Raw genomic sequence first — 16,873 nt, 5'->3', positions numbered from 1 at the left:
AGGAAACGATGTCTCTGCTCAGATCTCGCCTCACCCAGGGGGCCGCCGCCGCGGCTGTCCTCGCGCTGACGGTCGGTCTCTCCGCGTGCGGGGCGGCAGGCGAGGAACAGACCGAGGGTCCGACCCGGCAGTTCACGGCCGACAACGGCACCGTCGAGATTCCCCAGAACCCGAAGCGGGTCGTCGCCACGGGCTACGCCGTGCCGTCGCTCATCGAGGCGGACGCCCCGCTCGTCGGCGTCTCGTCGTGGGAGCGCGGCGAACCGATGATGTCCGACGAGGACCTCACGACGTACAAGGAGTTGCCGCAGGTCGCCGGTGAGACCGCGGCGGAGACGAACTACGACGCCATCGCCGAGCAGAACCCGGACCTGATCGTCATCGGCGTTCCGAAGCCGATCTTCGCCGAGATCGACGCCGAACGGCTCGAGTCGATCGCACCCGTCGTGGCCGTCGGCCCCGACGTGCCGTCGGCGTGGCGCGAGGTCTCCCGCAAGCAGGCCGATGCGGCGGGCGCGCTGGAGCGGTTCGACGAGGTCAAGAGCGAGTACGATGCGAAGGCCGAGAAGCTGAAGAACAAGTACGCCGACGCCCTTTCGGGTCTGAAGCTGGCCCACGTCGGCGGCTACGGCGAGGTCGAGAACGGCAACTTCCAGCGCGAGTTCGACGGCTCGTGGGGTACGAACATCGCGGGCGACATCGGCGCGAAGTACTACGGCGAGGTCGAGGAGAAGGGCAAGGGTTCCCGCGCGGTCAGCGAGTACCCGTCGCTCGAGGAGCTGCCCTCGGCCATGCGTGAGGCCGACGCGATCACCTACACCGTGAACGCCGACGGGTCCGTTCCCCAGTCGGTCGAGTACGTCATGGACTCCAACCTGTGGAAGAACCTGCCCGCAGTGAAGAAGGACATGACGTTCCCGATCAAGTACACCGAGGCGGCGACGTACGGTCAGGCGCAGCAGACGCTCGACGCGCTGGACGAGACGTTCGCACCGCTGCTGAACAAGTGACGCCGCGGCCGTGACGAGCGCACCACCCGCGACCCCGCCCACGGTGAGGACGGCCCGCCCGGCCGCCCTCGCCGTGGGGCTGCTCGCGCTGCTCGCCGCCGGTGTCGCCAGCGTCGCCGTCGGGGCGCGCGCCGTGCCCGTCGGTGAGATGTGGGGAGCAGTGGCGGACTTCGATCCGCTCAACGGCGACCATCTGGTCGTACGTGACATCCGGCTCCCGCGAACGGTGCTCGGGATCGCCGTGGGCGCCGCCCTCGCCGTCGGTGGCGCGCTGATCCAGACGCTGTCGCGGAACCCGCTCGCCGAACCGGGCATCCTCGGCGTCACCCACGGCGCCGGGTTCGCGCTCACCGTGGGCGCCGCGCTGGGACTGGCGGGCTCGGCGGTGTCGCAGCTCGGTCTCGGCGTCGCCGGTTCGGTGCTCGCGACCGCGCTCGTGTACGCGGTCGGAAGGCACTCCACGCTGCGGCTGCTGCTCGCGGGCGTGGCGTTTTCGGCCGTGCTGATGGGCGTCTCCCTCGGCATCCGGCTCACGTCACCGGACACATTGGACAAGTATCGGTTCTGGGCGGTCGGTTCGCTGGCGGGTCGCGAGCAGGCGGATCTGACGGTGCCGCTCGTCGCCATCGGTGTGGCGTTCGTCGGCGCGCTGGTGATCGCGCGGTCGCTCAACGCGGTCGCACTGGGCGAGACGGTCGCGCACACGCTGGGCGCCAACGTCGCGCGCGTGCGCACGGTGACGCTGGTTCTGATCACCGTGTTGGCCGGTGCGGCGACCGCCGTCGCGGGGCCGATCCTGTTCGTCGGCCTGATCGTGCCGCACCTGCTGCGGAGGCTGACGTCCGGTTCGGTGCCGTGGCTCGTCGGCCTGTCCGCGGTCGTGGGCCCGATCCTGATGCTCGTGGCGGACACGATCGCGCGCGTGCTGCTCCACACCGGTGAGGTGCCGGTCGCGATCGTCACCGCGTTCCTCGGCGGCCCGATGCTGATCTGGGTCGTCCGGCGTTACGGGGCGGGGTCGTTGTGACCGGCGCGCAGAAGACGAGGGAGACGCCGGTGGCGGAACAGACCTCGACGGTGCGCGTGCCCGTCGGCGGCCGCGCATGGTTCGTCCAGCGCCGCATCATCGGGCTCGTCGTCGGCTGTGTCGTGGCGATGCTCGGGCTCGGCTTCGTCGGACTGTCGTACGGCACGAGCTGGGCCACGCCCGGTGAGGTGTTCGGTGCCCTGACGGGCCTGGAGCCGTCCGTGGTCATCGCCGAATGGCGCGCGCCCCGCGTCGTGGCGGGAATCCTGTTCGGTGCCGCGCTCGGCGTGGCGGGTGCGATCTTCCAGAACCTGACGCGCAACCCGATGGGCAGCCCGGACATCATCGGTCTCGACGCGGGCGCCTACACCGGCGCGTTGCTGGTCATGACCGTGTTCGCGGGCGCGTCGGTCACCGTCGCGTTCGGTGCGGTCGCAGGCGGGCTGGTCACCGCGGCGTTGGTGTACTCGCTGTCGCGGTCGAACGGCCTGTCCGGCATGCGCCTGGTCGTCATCGGTATCGCTGTGAACGCGATGGTCACGGCGCTGAACAACTGGCTCGTGCTGCGCGCGGAGCTCGAGGTCGCGATGGCCGCGGTCGGCTGGAACTCGGGTTCGCTCAACGGCATCGACTGGGAGGACCTGGTCGTGCCGTTCACTGTCATCGCGGTGCTGTTGACCGTCATCGGCCTCCGCGCCTCGGCGTTGCAGCAGTCTGCGCTGGGCGACTCGATCGCCGTGTCGACCGGGGTGCCGCTGGAACGGCAGCGGCTGCTGATGGTGCTGGTCGGCGTCGGTTGCACGGCGACCGTGACCGCGGTGGCGGGCCCGGTGATGTTCGTGGCACTGGCCGCACCGCAGATCGGCCGCAGGCTGGCGAAGGCGCCCGGTGTTCCGCTGCTGCCCGCCGCCCTCACCGGGGCGGTGCTGCTGCAGTTCGCCGACCTCGTCGCGCAGATGCTGCTCGCCCCCGTGTCCCTGCCCGTCGGCGTCGTCACGACGGCGATCGGCGGCGGTTACCTGATCTGGCTGCTCGCCCAGGAGGTGAGGCGGAGATGACCACCCGACTGTCCGCTCGGGACGTGACCCTCGGCTACGGCGATCGGGTCGTGTCGACCCGGTTGACCCTCGACGTCCCGGACGGTGCGTTCACCGCCGTCGTCGGGCCGAACGGCTGCGGCAAGTCGACGTTGCTGCGGGCGTTCGTCCGGCTGCTGACACCCGACGAGGGCGCGGTGACGCTCGATTCGCGTTCCGTGTCGGACCTTCCGGCGAAGGGCCTCGCGCGCGAACTGGCGTTCCTGCCGCAGGATCCACTGGCGCCGGAGGGCATCACGGTGCGCCAGCTCGTCGCACGCGGCCGGTACCCGCACCAGTCGCTGCTGGCGCTGTGGACGCCGGACGACGAACGGGCCGTCGCCGAGGCCATGGTGACCGCCGAGGTGGAGGACTTCGCCGACCGGCAGGTGGCCGAGCTCTCCGGCGGCCAACGCCAACGCGTGTGGGTGGCGATGGTGCTCGCGCAGGACACGCCCTACCTGCTGCTCGACGAGCCGACGTCCTTTCTGGACATCACGCACCAGTACCGGCTGCTGGCACTGCTGTCCCGGCTGCGGAACGAGGGCCGCACCGTGATCGCAGTGCTGCACGACATCAACCAGGCGTGCCGGTTCGCCGACCACCTCGTCGCGATGAAGGACGGCCGCGTGGCCGCCGAGGGCGCGGCGGCCGACGTCGTCGACGCGGCACTGATCAAGGACGTGTTCGACCTGCCGAGCGTGATCGTCGCCGACCCGGTGAGCGGCACGCCGATGGTCGTCCCCGAGTAGCGCGCCTGCGGCCGGGAAGGCCGCGCGCGACCGGCCCCCACCGGCTCTGTCCAGGCGTTCGTGAGGAGCGAGTGTTGTCACCGTCGGAATCAGCCGCACCTGCCACCGAGCCGTTCGAGCTGACCAGCGCGCAGCTGGGCATCTGGAACGCGCAGCGGCTCGAACCGGATTCGCCGTACTACGTCGTCGGCGACGTCGTCGAGCTGAGCGGCGACGCGCCGGTGGACGTCGCCCTGCTGGCCGAGGCGATGACCGGCACGGTCACCGAGGCGGAGTCGCTGCGGCTGCGGATGGCCGACACCGCGAGCGGTCCGCGGCAATGGGTGAGCGACGAACCGGTGGCCGCGCCGCGGGTGGTCGACGTCAGCGGTGAGGCCGATCCGCGCGAGGCCGCCGAGCAGCTCGTCGCCGAGGAACGGTTCGCGCTGGCCGAGTCGTCTCGCGGCATGACCGACGGGCTGCTGTACACGCAGACGATCATCACGCTGTCCGGCACCGAGGTCTGGTACACACAGCTCGGCCACCACCTCGTGTTCGACGGCTACAGCGCGGCGATGCTGGCCCGGCGCACGGCGGCCCGGTACACGGCGCTCGTGCGGGGCGAGGACCCCCCCAAATGTCCGTTCAGCCCGTTCGCCGACTTCATCGCCGCCGACCGCGACTACCTGGCGAGCGACGGACCCGAGGCGGACCGTGCCTACTGGGTCGACCGGATGACACCGATGCCGGACCTTCCGGAGTGGACCGCGCCCGGCTCGGGGATCGCGGACACGGTGTCGGCGAAGGCGGTGCTTCCCGCCGAGGACGTGGCGCAGCTGCGCGCGTGCGCGGACCGGGAGGGCGTCACGTGGGGCGACGCCCTCCTGGCCTGCTACGCGGTGTTCCTGCATCGCGTGCTCGGCCGCAGCGACGTGCTGTTCGCGCTGCCGCTGATGTGCCGCACGAGCGGTGCGGAACTGCGGACGCCGGGCATGGCGGTCAACGTGCTGCCGCTGCGGGTCGAGGTGCGGGGCGGCGACACCCTCGGCGTCGTCGCCCGCCGGGTCGCCGAGGCGATGCGGCAGCTGCGCGCCCACCAGCGCTACCGCGGCGAGAACCTGCCGCGCGACCTGGCGGCCCCGGGCGCGGGGGCGATCCTGCACGGGGCGGGTGTGAACCTGAAGGCGTTCGACCTGACGCTGGACTTCGCCGGGTCGACGGGTGTCATGCGCAACGTCGCGGGCGGGCCGCCCGAGGACATGGGCCTGAGCGTGCTTCCTGCCCGGGACGGCGGACTGTTGCTCGGGTTCGAGGTGGATGCCCGCACCCACAGCCAGTCCGATGTGGATGCCCGGCTCGAGACGGTGCGGTCGATCGTCCGGCAGCTGTCGGCCGATGCGGAGCGAACGGCGGGACAGGTGTCGCCGCTGCCGGCCGGGGTCCGCGACGAGCTGCTGGAGGCGTGGACGCCCGCGGCCGTTCCGGGGGAACCCGCCGCGGTGCCCGACGTGCTGTCCGCGCTCGCGGCGTCCCGCGGTGACGAGCTCGCGCTGGTCCACGGTGACGAGCGCGTGACCTACGCCGAGCTGGCCGCGCGTGTGCACCGGCTCGCGCGGGCGCTGCGGGCGCGCGGTGCGGGCCCCGACGATGTGGTCGCGGTCGCGTTGCCACGGTCGGCCGACCTCGTCGTGACGTTGTTGGCGGCGCTCGACGCCGGAGCCGCGTTCCTGCCGCTGGACCTCGAGCACCCCGACGAGCGCCTACGGCTGCTCCTGGCCGACGCGCAGCCCGCGCTGATCGTGACCGATCCGGCGCTGGGCCGCGACGTCGGTTCGTGGCCCACGATGACCGTCGCCGACGCAGTCCGCCACGAGGACCGTCCACTGTCGACCGCCGAACTGGCCCGCGAGCGCAGGCCCGGGGACCTGGCGTACGTCATCTACACGTCGGGGTCGACGGGAACGCCGAAGGGCGTGCTCGTGCCGTCGGCCGGCCTGCGCGCGCTGCTGCACCACCAGCGCGCGACGGTGATCGCCGAGACGCAGCGCCGCACGGGCCGGAGGCTGCGCGTCGCGCACACGTACTCGTTCGCGTTCGACTCCGCCCTCGACCAGCTGTTGTGGCTGCTGTGCGGCCACGAACTGCACCTCTACGACACCGACGTCACCCAGGACGCGGACGCTCTGCTGGCCGCCTACGCGCGGGACGCGATCGACGTCGTCGACACCACGCCGTCGCTGGCCGCCCCGCTCGTCGACGCCGGACTGCTCACGGGCCCGCACCGGCCGTCGCTGGTCGTGCTCGGCGGCGAGGCGACCCCGCCCTCGCTGTGGCGCCGCATCGCCGAGTCTGCTGTGGATGGACGAAACATCTACGGGCCGACGGAGGCGACCGTCGACGCCGCCTACGCCGGCATCGCGGGCGAGACGCCGGTGATCGGACGTCCGCTCGCCGGGATGCGAACGTACCTGCTGGACAACGCGCTGCAGCCGGTCGCGCCGGGTTCGGTGGGGGAGTTGTACCTCGCGGGGCCGCAGCTCGCGCGTGGGTATCTCGGCCGCTTCGCCGGCACCGCCGAGCGGTTCGTGGCCGATCCCTACGGCGCGCCCGGCGAGCGGATGTACCGCACCGGAGACCTCGCCCGGTGGACACCGGAGCGCGGGTTCGACTACGTGGGGCGTGCCGACGGCCAGGTGAAGATCCGCGGCCATCGCGTCGAGGTCGGCGAGGTCGAGGCGGAGCTCGGCGCGTCGCCGGGCGTGAGCGGTGCGGCCGCGATGGTCCGTCACGATACGGCAGCGCCACGCCTGGTCGGCTACGTCGTGCCCGAACGCGGGGCCGCTCCGTCGCCGGACGGACTGCGTGAGGCCCTCGCCGAGCGACTGCCCGACCACCTGGTGCCGTCGGCGGTCGTCGTGCTCGACGAGCTGCCACTGACCGTGAGCGGCAAGGTCGACCGCGCGGCGCTGCCGGTGCCGCGTGCCACGACGTCCGGCAGGCCGCCGTCGAGCGAGGCCGAACGCCTGCTCTGTGTCGTCGTCGCCGAGGTGTTCGACCTGGCGGCCGACGAGGTGAGCCCGGACGAGGACTTCTTCGGCCTCGGCGGCGACAGCATCAGCGCGATCAGTGTCAGCAGCCGCCTCCGCGCGCGGGGCGTCGAGCTGCGGCCGCGCGACCTCCTGGCCCGCCGCGACCTGGCCTCGTTGGCCACCCGGATGTCCGCCGTGGACGCCGACGTGCCGCCGGTGGCCGCCGACGAACCGGTCGGCACCCTGCCCGCACCGCCGATCGTCCGCGGCCTGCTCGACCCGCACCCCGACCCGGACGCCTTCGCGGGCTATGCACAGTGGACGGTCGTCACGACGAGTGCGCCGCTGCCACGTGCGAGCCTGGTCGCCGGGCTGGGCGTCGTCCTCGACACCCACGACGCGCTGCGCCTGCGGCTCACGGGTCGGCGGGAACTCGAGGTGCGTCCCGGCACGGCGGCCTCCGCCGAGGACATGGTGTCGGCCGAACCCGCGGGCGTCGAACCGGCCGATGTCGCGGAACGGCTCGCCGGTGAGCTGGACCCGGTCGCGGGCGATCTGCTGCGGCTGGCGCTCGTCGGTGACGACCGGCTCGTGATCGTCGCCCACCACCTCGTCATGGACGGCGTGTCCTGGCGCGTGCTGGTGCCGGACCTGCGGGCCGCCTGCCGCGGCGATGCGCTCGCGCCCGTCGGCACGTCGTGGCGCGCGCATGCGCTGGCACTGGCCGAGCAGGGTACGGCGGGGGAGCGCCGCGGGGAACTCGATCACTGGCGCGCAGCCGCCGACCCGGAGCTGCGGCCGCTCGGCGTGGCCGCACTCGACCCGGAGCAGGACACCGCCGCGACGGCACGCCGCGACCTCACGGTCGTGAACCGGCGGTCGTCGGCGGCCGCGCTGACGACACTGCCGGCGGCCTACCGCACCGGGACCGACGAGATCCTGCTCGCGGCCCTGACCCTCGCCCTGCGATCCGTGCGCGTCCGGACGTCGACGGCTTCTGCCGCGAACCCGCGCCCGCCCGCCTTCGGGGTCACGGTGGAGAGCCACGGCAGGGACGCGGTCACCCCCGGCGCCGACCTGTCGCGCACCATCGGCTGGTTCACCAGCGAGTTTCCCGTGCGGGTGCCCGCCGACGCCCTGCGGACCGACGCGGAGCTTCGCGACGCCCTCGCGGGCGGCGAGGCGGCCGGACGGCTGTTGCGCGCGGTCAAGGAGGCCCGGCGCGCCGTGCCCGACGGCGGTGTCGGCTACGGCGTCCTCCGTCATCTCGACGACGGCGTCGATCTCGAACCGCAACCGCCCGAGGTGCTGCTCAACTACCTCGGGCGGTTCGTCGCACCCGACGGCGGCGACTGGCGACTGCCCGCACGGGAGGCGTTCGGCGTCCTCGAACCCGAGGACAAGGCGCTCGAACAGGTCCTCGCGCTGAACTGCTTCGTCCACGAGCACGCCGCAGGTGACGGCGAGTCCGGCGGCGAAGACGCGGGTGACGGGGGTGACGGAGCCGGCGGCCCGCGACTCGCCGTCGAGTGGACGGCAGCGGGCAGGCTCGTCGACCCCGCCTTGCTTGCCGAGCTGCAGCGCGGCTGGGCCGAGGCGCTCGACGCCCTCGCCGCGCACGCCGAGCGCATCGGGCCCGGAGGCGGCGGGCTCACTCCGTCCGATCTGCCGTTGGCGTCGTTGACGCAGGCCGACATCGACGCGCTCGAACGTCTCGGCCCGGTCTCGGACGTGCTGCCCGCGACGGCGTTGCAGGCCGGACTGTCGTTCCACACCATGGCGGCCGGTGACGCCGACGCAGACGTGTACGTGGTGCAGGCGATGCTGACGCTCACCGGTGAGCTGGACGAACGGCGGCTCGCCGACGCCGCCGGGGAACTCCTGCGCAGGCAGCCCGCGCTGCGCGTGCACCTCGCCACGATCGTGAGCGGCGAGGTGGTGCAGGTCGTGCCGGCCGAAGCAGATCTCGACTGGCAGCTCATCGATATGTCGACAACGGACTCCGGAACGGACTCGCCGGGAGGCGGAGACCTCGAGGCCCGCTTCGCCGCCCGATGCCGTGAGGAGCTGGAACGGCCGTTCGACCCGGAGGTGCCGCCGCTGATCCGGTTCCGGTTGTTCCGGTTCGGCCCGGCCGAGCACCGCCTCGTGCTCACCAACCACCACGCGCTGCTCGACGGCTGGTCGATGCCCCTGGCCGGGCGGACCCTGCTCGGGCTGTATCGCGAACTCGGCGGTGGACCGGCGGTGCCGCCGTCGGCCTCGCTGCAGGACTACCACCACTGGCTGGCGGGCCGCGACCGCAACGCGGCGCTGGATGCGTGGCGCGACGCGCTGTCCGGTGTGGACGAAGCGACCCGGCTCGCGCCCGCCACGGCGCGGCGGGAGGTCTCCCGCCCTGGCCGCGTCACGTTGGAGCTGGGCGAGGAGTTCAGCGAGCGGCTGAGTGCGTTCGCCCGCGCCCGTGGCATCACCGTCACCACGGTGTTGCAGACGGCGTGGGGGCTGCTGCTCGGCAGGCTGACCCGTAGGCGTGACGTCGTGTTCGGCTGCCCGGTGTCCGGCAGGCCGGCCGAAGTGGACGGTGTCGAGTCGATGATCGGCCAGCTGGGCAACACGATTCCGGTGCGTGTGCGGTACCGCCCGGACCAGTCCGCGGCCGAGCTGCTCGACGCGGTCCACGACGAGTCCGTCGCACTCGCCGACCATCACCACCTCGGACTGCCGGACATCCAGCGGGCGATCGGCGTCGGCGAACTGTTCGACACGATGCTGGTGATGGAGAACTTCCCGTTCAACGGCGCAGGGCTCGCCGTCGACGAGAAGGTCGCACTCGCGGGCGTGGACATCACCGATGCCACGCACTATCCGCTGACCGTCATCGCGCTGCCCGGTGACGCGCTGAGCCTCGTGCTGAGTTATCAGCCCCACGCGTTCACCGACGACACCGTGCGCGGGTACGCCCGGTGGCTGCACACGCTGCTCACCGAACTGGTCACCGACGTCGACCGGCCCGTCGCCGCGCTCCCGATGCTCGACGCCGCCGACGCCGCCGCGGTGCTGCAGCGGGGGACGTCGCGGTTGCCTGCGAAGGCCCGCGACGGGGTGCTGGAGACGTTCGCCTCGTGGGTGGCTCGCACCCCCGACGCCGAGGCGCTCGTGTGCCGGAGTCGCAGCCTGACGTACGCCGAGCTCGACCGGCTCGCCAACCGGCTCGCGCACCGCCTGCTCGACGCGGGTGCCGGGCCGGAGACGCCCGTCGGCATGCTGCTGGGCCGCGACGTCGAGATGATCGTCGCGCTGCTGGGCATCCTCAAGGCGGGCGCGGTGTATCTGCCCCTCGATCCCGACTATCCGAACGACCGGCTCGCGTACATGATCGGTGACGCGCGGCCCGTCGCGTTCGTCGCCGACGCCGGGGCGCTGGCGACACTCGGCGGCGAGGTCCGCGGTGACGGCACCGTGGTGCGGGTGGACGACCCGGCCGTGCTGGGCGATCCGGCCGTACCGACCGACCGCGACGCCGACCCGGCCCACGCGCGGACGGAGCTGACACCGGATTCGCTGGCGTACGTCATCTACACGTCCGGCACGACGGGCAAGCCCAAGGGTGTGGCCGTGACGCACCGCGGCATTCCGGACCTGATCTCACTGCAGGAGGAGGTCGTCGGCGTGACCGCACACGACCGCTACCTGCACTTCGCGTCGACCAGTTTCGACGTCGCGTTCTGGCAGACGATGGTGCCGCTGGCCTCCGGCGGAACCCTCGTCGTCGCGCCGGAGGAGGTGCGCGTGCCCGGCGACGAACTGCTCGACTACATCGCCGAGCACCGGCTGACCGGCATCAACCTGCTGCCGTCGTTCCTGTCGGCCGTGCCCGAGGATCGCGCCGTGCCCGACGACGTGTTCTTCGTGGTCGGCGCCGAACGGCTCGATCCGGAGCTCGCCGATCGGTGGGGAAGGGGCAGGCGTGCACTGTTCAACGCCTACGGGCCCACCGAGGTCACGATCAACTCCGTGACCTGGCACTACGAACCGGGCGAGACCGGCGCCGTCCCCATCGGACGTCCCGACCCGAACGTGCGCGCCTACGTGCTCGACGACGGCCTGCAGCCCGTCGGCACCGGCGTTGCCGGCGAGCTGTACCTCGCGGGCCCGAAGCTCGCCCGCGGTTACCTCGGCAGGCCGGGACAGACGTCGCAGGCATTCGTGGCCGACCCGTACGGCGAACCGGGATCACGGATGTACCGCACCGGGGACGTCGTGTACTGGCGCCCCGACGGGCAGCTCGTGTTCCTCGGCCGGGCCGACCGGCAGGTCAAGGTGCGCGGGTTCCGCATCGAGCTCGCGGAGATCGAGACCGCGCTGACCCGGCATCCGGACGTGCGCGGGTGCGCGGTCGTCGTGCGGGGCGGCAGGCAGCTCGTGGGCTACGTGATCCCGGCCGAGGGCGCGGAGTTCGATCCGGTGCGACTGCGGGAGGACCTGCTCGTCGAACTGCCCGACTACATGGTTCCCGCCGCGTTCGTGCGGCTCGACCGGTTGCCGCTCACCCCGGGCGGAAAGCTCGACGAGCACGCACTGCCCGCACCTGAACACGCAGGCGACGGCACGGGGCGGGAACCGTCGACGCACGCCGAGGAGGTGCTGCTCGGTATCGTCCGCGACGTGCTGGGCGCAGACGACATCCGCCTCGACGACCACTTCCTGGAGGTCGGCGGCGACAGCATCGTTTCGCTGCAGGTCGTGTCCCGCGCGCGCAGGCAGGGACTGCGGCTGGGTCCGCGTGATGTCCTGGACGGCGGGACGGTCGCTGGCATCGCCGCGCGCTGCAACGCCGCCGAGGACGGTGCCGACACCGGGCCGTCCACAGGGGACGCGCCGCTGACCCCGGTGATGCGCGACCTGCTCGACCGGGCGCCCGAGCCCGGCGACTTCTGCCAGTGGACCGAGCTCTGCGTGCCCGCCGGCGGTGACCTCGCCACGTGGTCGCGGGCCGTGGACGCGCTGCTACGGACCCACGATGTGCTGCGGGCCCACCTCGCGGACGGGGACGGCACCCAGGGGCGGGCCGACACCGAGGGCGGGACCGGCGCCGCGGCGGTGCGGACACCGGTGCTGCGGATCCCCGAACCGGACGCCGTCACCGCGGCCGATGTGCTCACCCGCGTCGCCTCCACCGGGGACGTGCGCGTCCTCGTCGACGGCTGGATCGCCGACGTGCGGGAGCAGTTCGACGTCCGCCGCGCGCCGCTGGTGCGGGCGCTGTGGGTCGACCGGGGTCCCGACGAGCTCGGCCGATTCGTGCTCGTGGCCCACCACCTGCTGGTCGACGGCGTGTCGTGGCGGGTGCTCGTCGACGACCTCACCGATGCCTACGAGGGCAGGGAGCTGCCGCGGCCCACGCCGTTCCTCGGCTGGGCGAGGTCGCTCGCGTCGGCCGCCGACGCGCGGGCGGGCGAGCAGGCGCACTGGCGCGCCGTCGGGCGCAATCCGCAGAAACGGCTCACCCGCGCGCGGTTCGACCCCGGCCGCGACACCGGTGCGACGGCGGTGCACCACGAGTTCGCCCTCGACGCCGAGGTCAGCAGGACACTCCTGACGGCCCTGCCCGCGGCCTACCACGCGACGCCCGACACGGTGTTGCTCACGGCGTTGACCAGGGCGATCGCCCGGTGGGCCGACCGCGAACCGGACCTGTACCTCGCATTGGAGGGGCACGGCAGGCACGCACCCGATCCGGACCGCGACGTCGACCTGTCACGCACCGTCGGCTGGTTCACCGCGGTCCACCCGGCGCGCATCACGCTGCCCGACGGCGACGCGGCGACGCAGCTGAAGGCCGTCAAGGAGCGACTCCGCGCGCAGGGCGACGGTCTCGGCCACGGGATCCTCGCCGCTGCCGGCCGGGTGACGCCGGTGCACCCGGACGTGAGCTGGAACTACCTGGGCCAGTTCGTCCAGGCTCCCGACGTCGAACACGCGTGGCAGGCACCGCCGGGCTCGGCGCCGTTCGGATCCGGCGGCGACAAGCTCCCGATGCCGCACAGCCTCATGGTCAACGCGATGACCACCGGCGACGGTGACGGGCAGGCCCTGCACGTGCGGATCACCTGGCCGCGCGCGGTACTGACCGACGACGATGTCGCCGGACTGGCCGAGGCGTTCCGGGTCGAGCTGGTGGCGCTGGCGTCCGACGAGGACGCGCTCCGCGGAGCGGGCCGTACCCCGTCGGACTTCGAGCTCGTCTCGCTCACGCAGTCTGATGTGGACGAACTGGAGCGGCGGTACCGGGTCGCCGACGTGGTGCCGCTCAGCCCGTTGCAGGAGCTGATGCTGCGCCACTCCCGACGGGCGGGGACCCGTGATCCGTACACCGTGCAGGCGGCGTTCTCGCTGACCGGCCGGGTCGACGTCGACGCGCTGCACGCCGCGGTCTGCGACCTGGTGACCCGCCACCCGAACCTCGGCGCCGCGTTCCCGCCGGGACTCGACGTGGCGGTCCTGCCCGCCGACGCGGCACCGGACCGTCGCTACGTCGACGTGTCCGCCGCGGCGGACGTCGACGCCGAGGTCGACCGGGTGCTGGCCGCCGACCTGGCGGAGCGGTTCGACCTGGCCGCGGGGTCCCCGGTGCGGCTGACCGTCGTCCGCCGGTCGGCCGAGGCGGTCGACCTCGTGCTGACGACGCATCACGTGCTGTCGGACGGCTGGTCGGCGCCCCGCATGCTCGGCGAGATCTTCGCCGCCTACACCGCGCGCATCGGCGGCGATGCGGAGTTGCCCGCCCCGGTGCCGTTCACCCGGTACCTGCGCTGGCTCTCCCACCGGGATCGCACCGCCGACGTGGCCGCATGGTCGGGCGAGCTCGCCTCGGTCGACCGTTACGACCGTGCCCTGCCCGACACCCCGGCGGCCACACGGAACGGAACGGCGGGCTCCGGCGCTTCGGCCGCCGGTGAGGGCGAGGACGCAGCCGGGCTGCCGGAGCCGGTGACGTTCGATCTCGAACCGCAGCTGGTGCGCACGCTCGCCGCGACGGCCGCCGCCTGCGGGATCACGGCCGCGACGCTGGTGCAGGGCGCGTGGGCGGCGGTGCTGACGGCACGGAGCGGGCGCAAGGACGTGCACTTCGGAACGATGGTGTCCGGCAGGCCGCCCGAAGTGGACGGTGTCGAGGAGATCATCGGACTGCTGGCGAACACCGTGCCGGTACGCGCCACGCTGACCGGACACCTCGCCGATGCGCTGCGGGACCTGCAGGAACGGCAGCAGGCGCTCGCCCCGCACCACGCGGTGTCGCTGCCCGCGCTCGAACGGTCGGTGGGCGTGAAGCGGCTCTTCGACAGCCTGCTGGTCTTCGAGAACTACCCCGTCGATCCCGACCGGCTCGCCGAACCGACACCGGGTGTGCGGCTCACGGACATGCGGTTCCGCGAGTGGACCCACCATCCGGTGACGGTCACGGTGATGCCGGAGGGCGCGGGCTGGCGCGGCATCGTCGCGTGCAGGCCGGGTGCCGTGGCCGAGTCGGCTGACCGCATCGCCGCAGCGTTCGAACGAGTCCTGCGGGCGCTGCCGGACGCGCTCGGCGAGACGGGCGGTTCCGGGGACGAAGCGATGGTCGACGGCGCGGCACTGGTTCGGCTCGCGGAACGGTCGCTGCGGGCGGGCACGGAGTGACCGCCGGGACGCGCAGCGCCGGTCCGGCCGCGGGCGAATCCGACCGCATCGGTGGACGGCTGCTGGCGATGTCGCTGGTGCTGGTGCTCGGCACGTTCATGGCGTCGTTGGACTCGACGATCGTCAATGTCGGCCTCCGCACGCTGAGCGTCGAGTTCGGCGCGAGCGTGACCGAGGTGCAGTGGGCGAGCACCGCCTACCTGCTCGCGGTGGTCGCGGCGGCGCCGATGTCGGGGTGGCTGGCCGAACGGTTCGGCGCGCGTCGGGTGTGGTTGGCCGCCGTGGCCGTGTTCCTGGCCGGGTCGCTGGCGTGTGCGCTGGCGTGGTCGACGACGTCGCTGGCGGCGTTCCGGGTGCTGCAGGGTTTCGGCGGCGGACTGCTGCCGCCGACCGGTCAGGCGCTGCTGGCGCGGGTGGCGGGCAAGAGCCGCACCGGCAGGATCATGAGCATCGTGGGCGTGGTGCCGATGCTGGCGCCCGTGTTCGGCCCACTGGCGGGTGGCACGCTGCTGGAGGTCGCCGACTGGTCGTGGCTGTTCCTGGTCAACATCCCGGTCGGGCTGGTCGCGATGCTGCTGGCGGTGTGGCTGGTGCCGCGCGTGCCCGCGGCCGAGCAGGTGTCCCGGTTCGACCTGCGCGGGGCGATGTTGCTGTCCCCGGGGCTGGCGGCCGTGCTGTTCGGTCTCACCGACATCGGCTCCGAGGACCGCAACCCGCCCGCCGCGGTGACCGCCCTGCTGGTGGGGGCCGGTCTGCTCACGGCGTTCCTGGTGCATGCGCTGCGGTCGGACCGGATGCCACTGGTCGATCCCCGCCTGCTGAGCACCCCGCCGCTGGGAGCCGCCGTGCTGGCGCTGTTCGTCGCGGCGGCGTCGGTGTTCGGCACGATGTTCCTGCTCCCGATGTACCTGCAGTCGGGTCGTGGCCTGTCGGCGTGGGACGCGGGGCTGATGCTCGCACCGCAGGGCGTCGGCGCGGTGCTGGGGTCGTTGCTCGTGGTGAAGCCGCTCATCGACCGCGTGGCACCGCGGACGATCGTGGTGACCGGGTTCGCGTTGATCATCGCGGCGACGGTGCCGTTCACGCAGCTCGGCGGCCTCGCCGACGGCTGGCTGACCGCGGCGCTGTTCGTGCGAGGCGTGGGCACCAGCATGATCGCCTCACCCGTGATGACCATCGTCTACACGGGAGTGGACCAGGAGTTGCTTCCGCGGGCGTCGAGCGCGCTCAGCCTCGTCAACTACGTGGGCGGGGCGATCGGCACCGCGGGGCTCGCCGTACTGCTGGAGGTGCGGCTCGCGGCGACCGATGACGTCGCGGCGTCGTTCAGTGAGGCGTTCTGGTGCGTACTCGGGCTGTGTGTGCTCGCCTTCGCGGGAGCGCTCCGGCTGCCGAGAACCGCCCCGTCCCGGTGAGCGTCAGCGGAGGGTGGCGCCGCCGTCGACGTAGAGCTCCTGCATGGTCACGTGCCGGGCGCGGTCCGAGGCGAGGTACAGGACGGCGTCGGCGACGTCCTCCGGATCGGCGATGCGCCGCAGCGGGATGCCGACCCGATAGTTCTCCGGATCGCCCTTGAGCACGGGATCCGGTCCGCCGCCGTCGTGCTCCCACATGGCGCGCTGCATCGGCGTGTCCGTCGAACCGGGGCAGACGACGTTGCAGCGGATGCCGTGGTCGGCCAGCTCCAGGCCCAGCGACTTGGTGAACATGGTCGTCGCGGCCTTCGACGCCGCGTACGCCGCCATGCCACGCCGCGGCACGCCGCTCGCGTTCGACGACACCGTGACGATGCAGCCGCGCTCCCGTTCGATCATCCGCGCGCTGACGGCACGGGAAACGCGGAACACGCCGCTCGTGTTGACGTCGAACGTGAACCGCCAGTCCTCGTCCGAATAGGACGCGACGGGCCCCTTCACGAGAACCCCGGCGACATTGGCCAGCACGTCGACGGGGCCGACGGTAGCTTCGGCCCGTGCGACGACCTCGTCGACCTGCGCGGAGTCGGTCACGTCGCACGGCATGCCGGTGATGCCGGGCTCGGCCTCGTACGTCTCGACGATGCCGGGGGAGCGGTCGGTCGCCACGACGCTGGCGCCCCCGTCCCGCAGCGCCCTGGCCACGGCCGCACCGATGCCCTGGGCAGCGCCCGTCACGAACGCGACCTTGCCTGCGAACTCCTGCGGATCCACGGCGCTCCTTCGAACGGGCTACTTCGAACGGCGTCGGCCTTTCGCGAGCCGACGCGGTGGCGTCGGCGACCTTACCCCGATGTGTGACAGCAGCGCTGTTGACGAGACCACAGATCGGCGGAGCCGGA

Annotated in this window: 7 protein-coding genes; 6 read left to right on the top strand and 1 reads right to left on the bottom strand. The window is 72.7% G+C overall.

The genetic code is table 11. The features are described from left to right. The first annotated feature begins 8 nt into the window (after window positions 1–8). The 6 genes from FHS23_RS19365 (at window position 9) to FHS23_RS19340 (ending at window position 15,971) form a co-directional block, all read left to right on the top strand. Window positions 9–1,010, top strand: coding sequence for an ABC transporter substrate-binding protein (locus tag FHS23_RS19365; protein WP_183657935.1), 1,002 nt, complete (start codon window positions 9–11; stop codon window positions 1,008–1,010). 10 nt (window positions 1,011–1,020) lie between these two features. Further along, on the top strand, window positions 1,021–2,037 hold the full coding sequence (locus FHS23_RS19360) for a FecCD family ABC transporter permease (RefSeq protein WP_425501152.1): 1,017 nt from the start codon (window positions 1,021–1,023) through the stop codon (window positions 2,035–2,037). A gap of 128 nt (window positions 2,038–2,165) precedes the next feature. Then, window positions 2,166–3,095 carry a FecCD family ABC transporter permease gene (locus FHS23_RS19355; RefSeq protein WP_183658093.1) on the top strand — a complete coding sequence of 310 codons (930 nt, stop codon included), beginning with the start codon at window positions 2,166–2,168 and terminating at the stop codon, window positions 3,093–3,095. Then, window positions 3,092–3,865, top strand: a complete 774-nt coding sequence (locus tag FHS23_RS19350; protein ID WP_183657932.1) for an ABC transporter ATP-binding protein — start codon at window positions 3,092–3,094, stop codon at window positions 3,863–3,865. The genes FHS23_RS19355 and FHS23_RS19350 overlap by 4 nt, the downstream gene beginning before the upstream one ends. A gap of 71 nt (window positions 3,866–3,936) precedes the next feature. Further along, entirely contained in the window at window positions 3,937–14,556 is a 10,620-nt protein-coding gene (locus tag FHS23_RS19345) for an amino acid adenylation domain-containing protein (RefSeq protein WP_425501151.1), read from the top strand. A gap of 68 nt (window positions 14,557–14,624) precedes the next feature. Continuing rightward, the gene (locus FHS23_RS19340; protein ID WP_183658091.1) at window positions 14,625–15,971 is read left to right on the top strand and encodes a DHA2 family efflux MFS transporter permease subunit; all 1,347 of its coding nucleotides are present in this window, start codon (window positions 14,625–14,627) and stop codon (window positions 15,969–15,971) included. Window positions 15,972–15,974: 3 nt separating this feature from the next. Here the strand turns inward: FHS23_RS19340 and FHS23_RS19335 are convergent, their stop codons facing one another. Then, on the bottom strand, window positions 15,975–16,745 hold the full coding sequence (locus FHS23_RS19335; protein ID WP_183657926.1) for a 2,3-dihydro-2,3-dihydroxybenzoate dehydrogenase: 771 nt from the start codon (window positions 16,743–16,745) through the stop codon (window positions 15,975–15,977). Window positions 16,746–16,873 lie beyond the last annotated feature (128 nt).

The organism is Prauserella isguenensis, assembly GCF_014191605.1.
Taxonomy (GTDB): domain Bacteria; phylum Actinomycetota; class Actinomycetes; order Mycobacteriales; family Pseudonocardiaceae; genus Prauserella; species Prauserella isguenensis.
Note: the sequence above shows the minus strand (reverse complement) of the source record. Positions and strands in the feature narration are given on the sequence as shown.

Coding starts and splice junctions, on each gene's coding strand:
- FHS23_RS19355 (WP_183658093.1), top strand. CDS start 2,166: ATGCTCGGGCTCGGCTTCGTCGGACTGTCGTACGGCACGAGCTGGGCC.
- FHS23_RS19365 (WP_183657935.1), top strand. CDS start 9: ATGTCTCTGCTCAGATCTCGCCTCACCCAGGGGGCCGCCGCCGCGGCT.
- FHS23_RS19350 (WP_183657932.1), top strand. CDS start 3,092: ATGACCACCCGACTGTCCGCTCGGGACGTGACCCTCGGCTACGGCGAT.
- FHS23_RS19340 (WP_183658091.1), top strand. CDS start 14,625: ATGTCGCTGGTGCTGGTGCTCGGCACGTTCATGGCGTCGTTGGACTCG.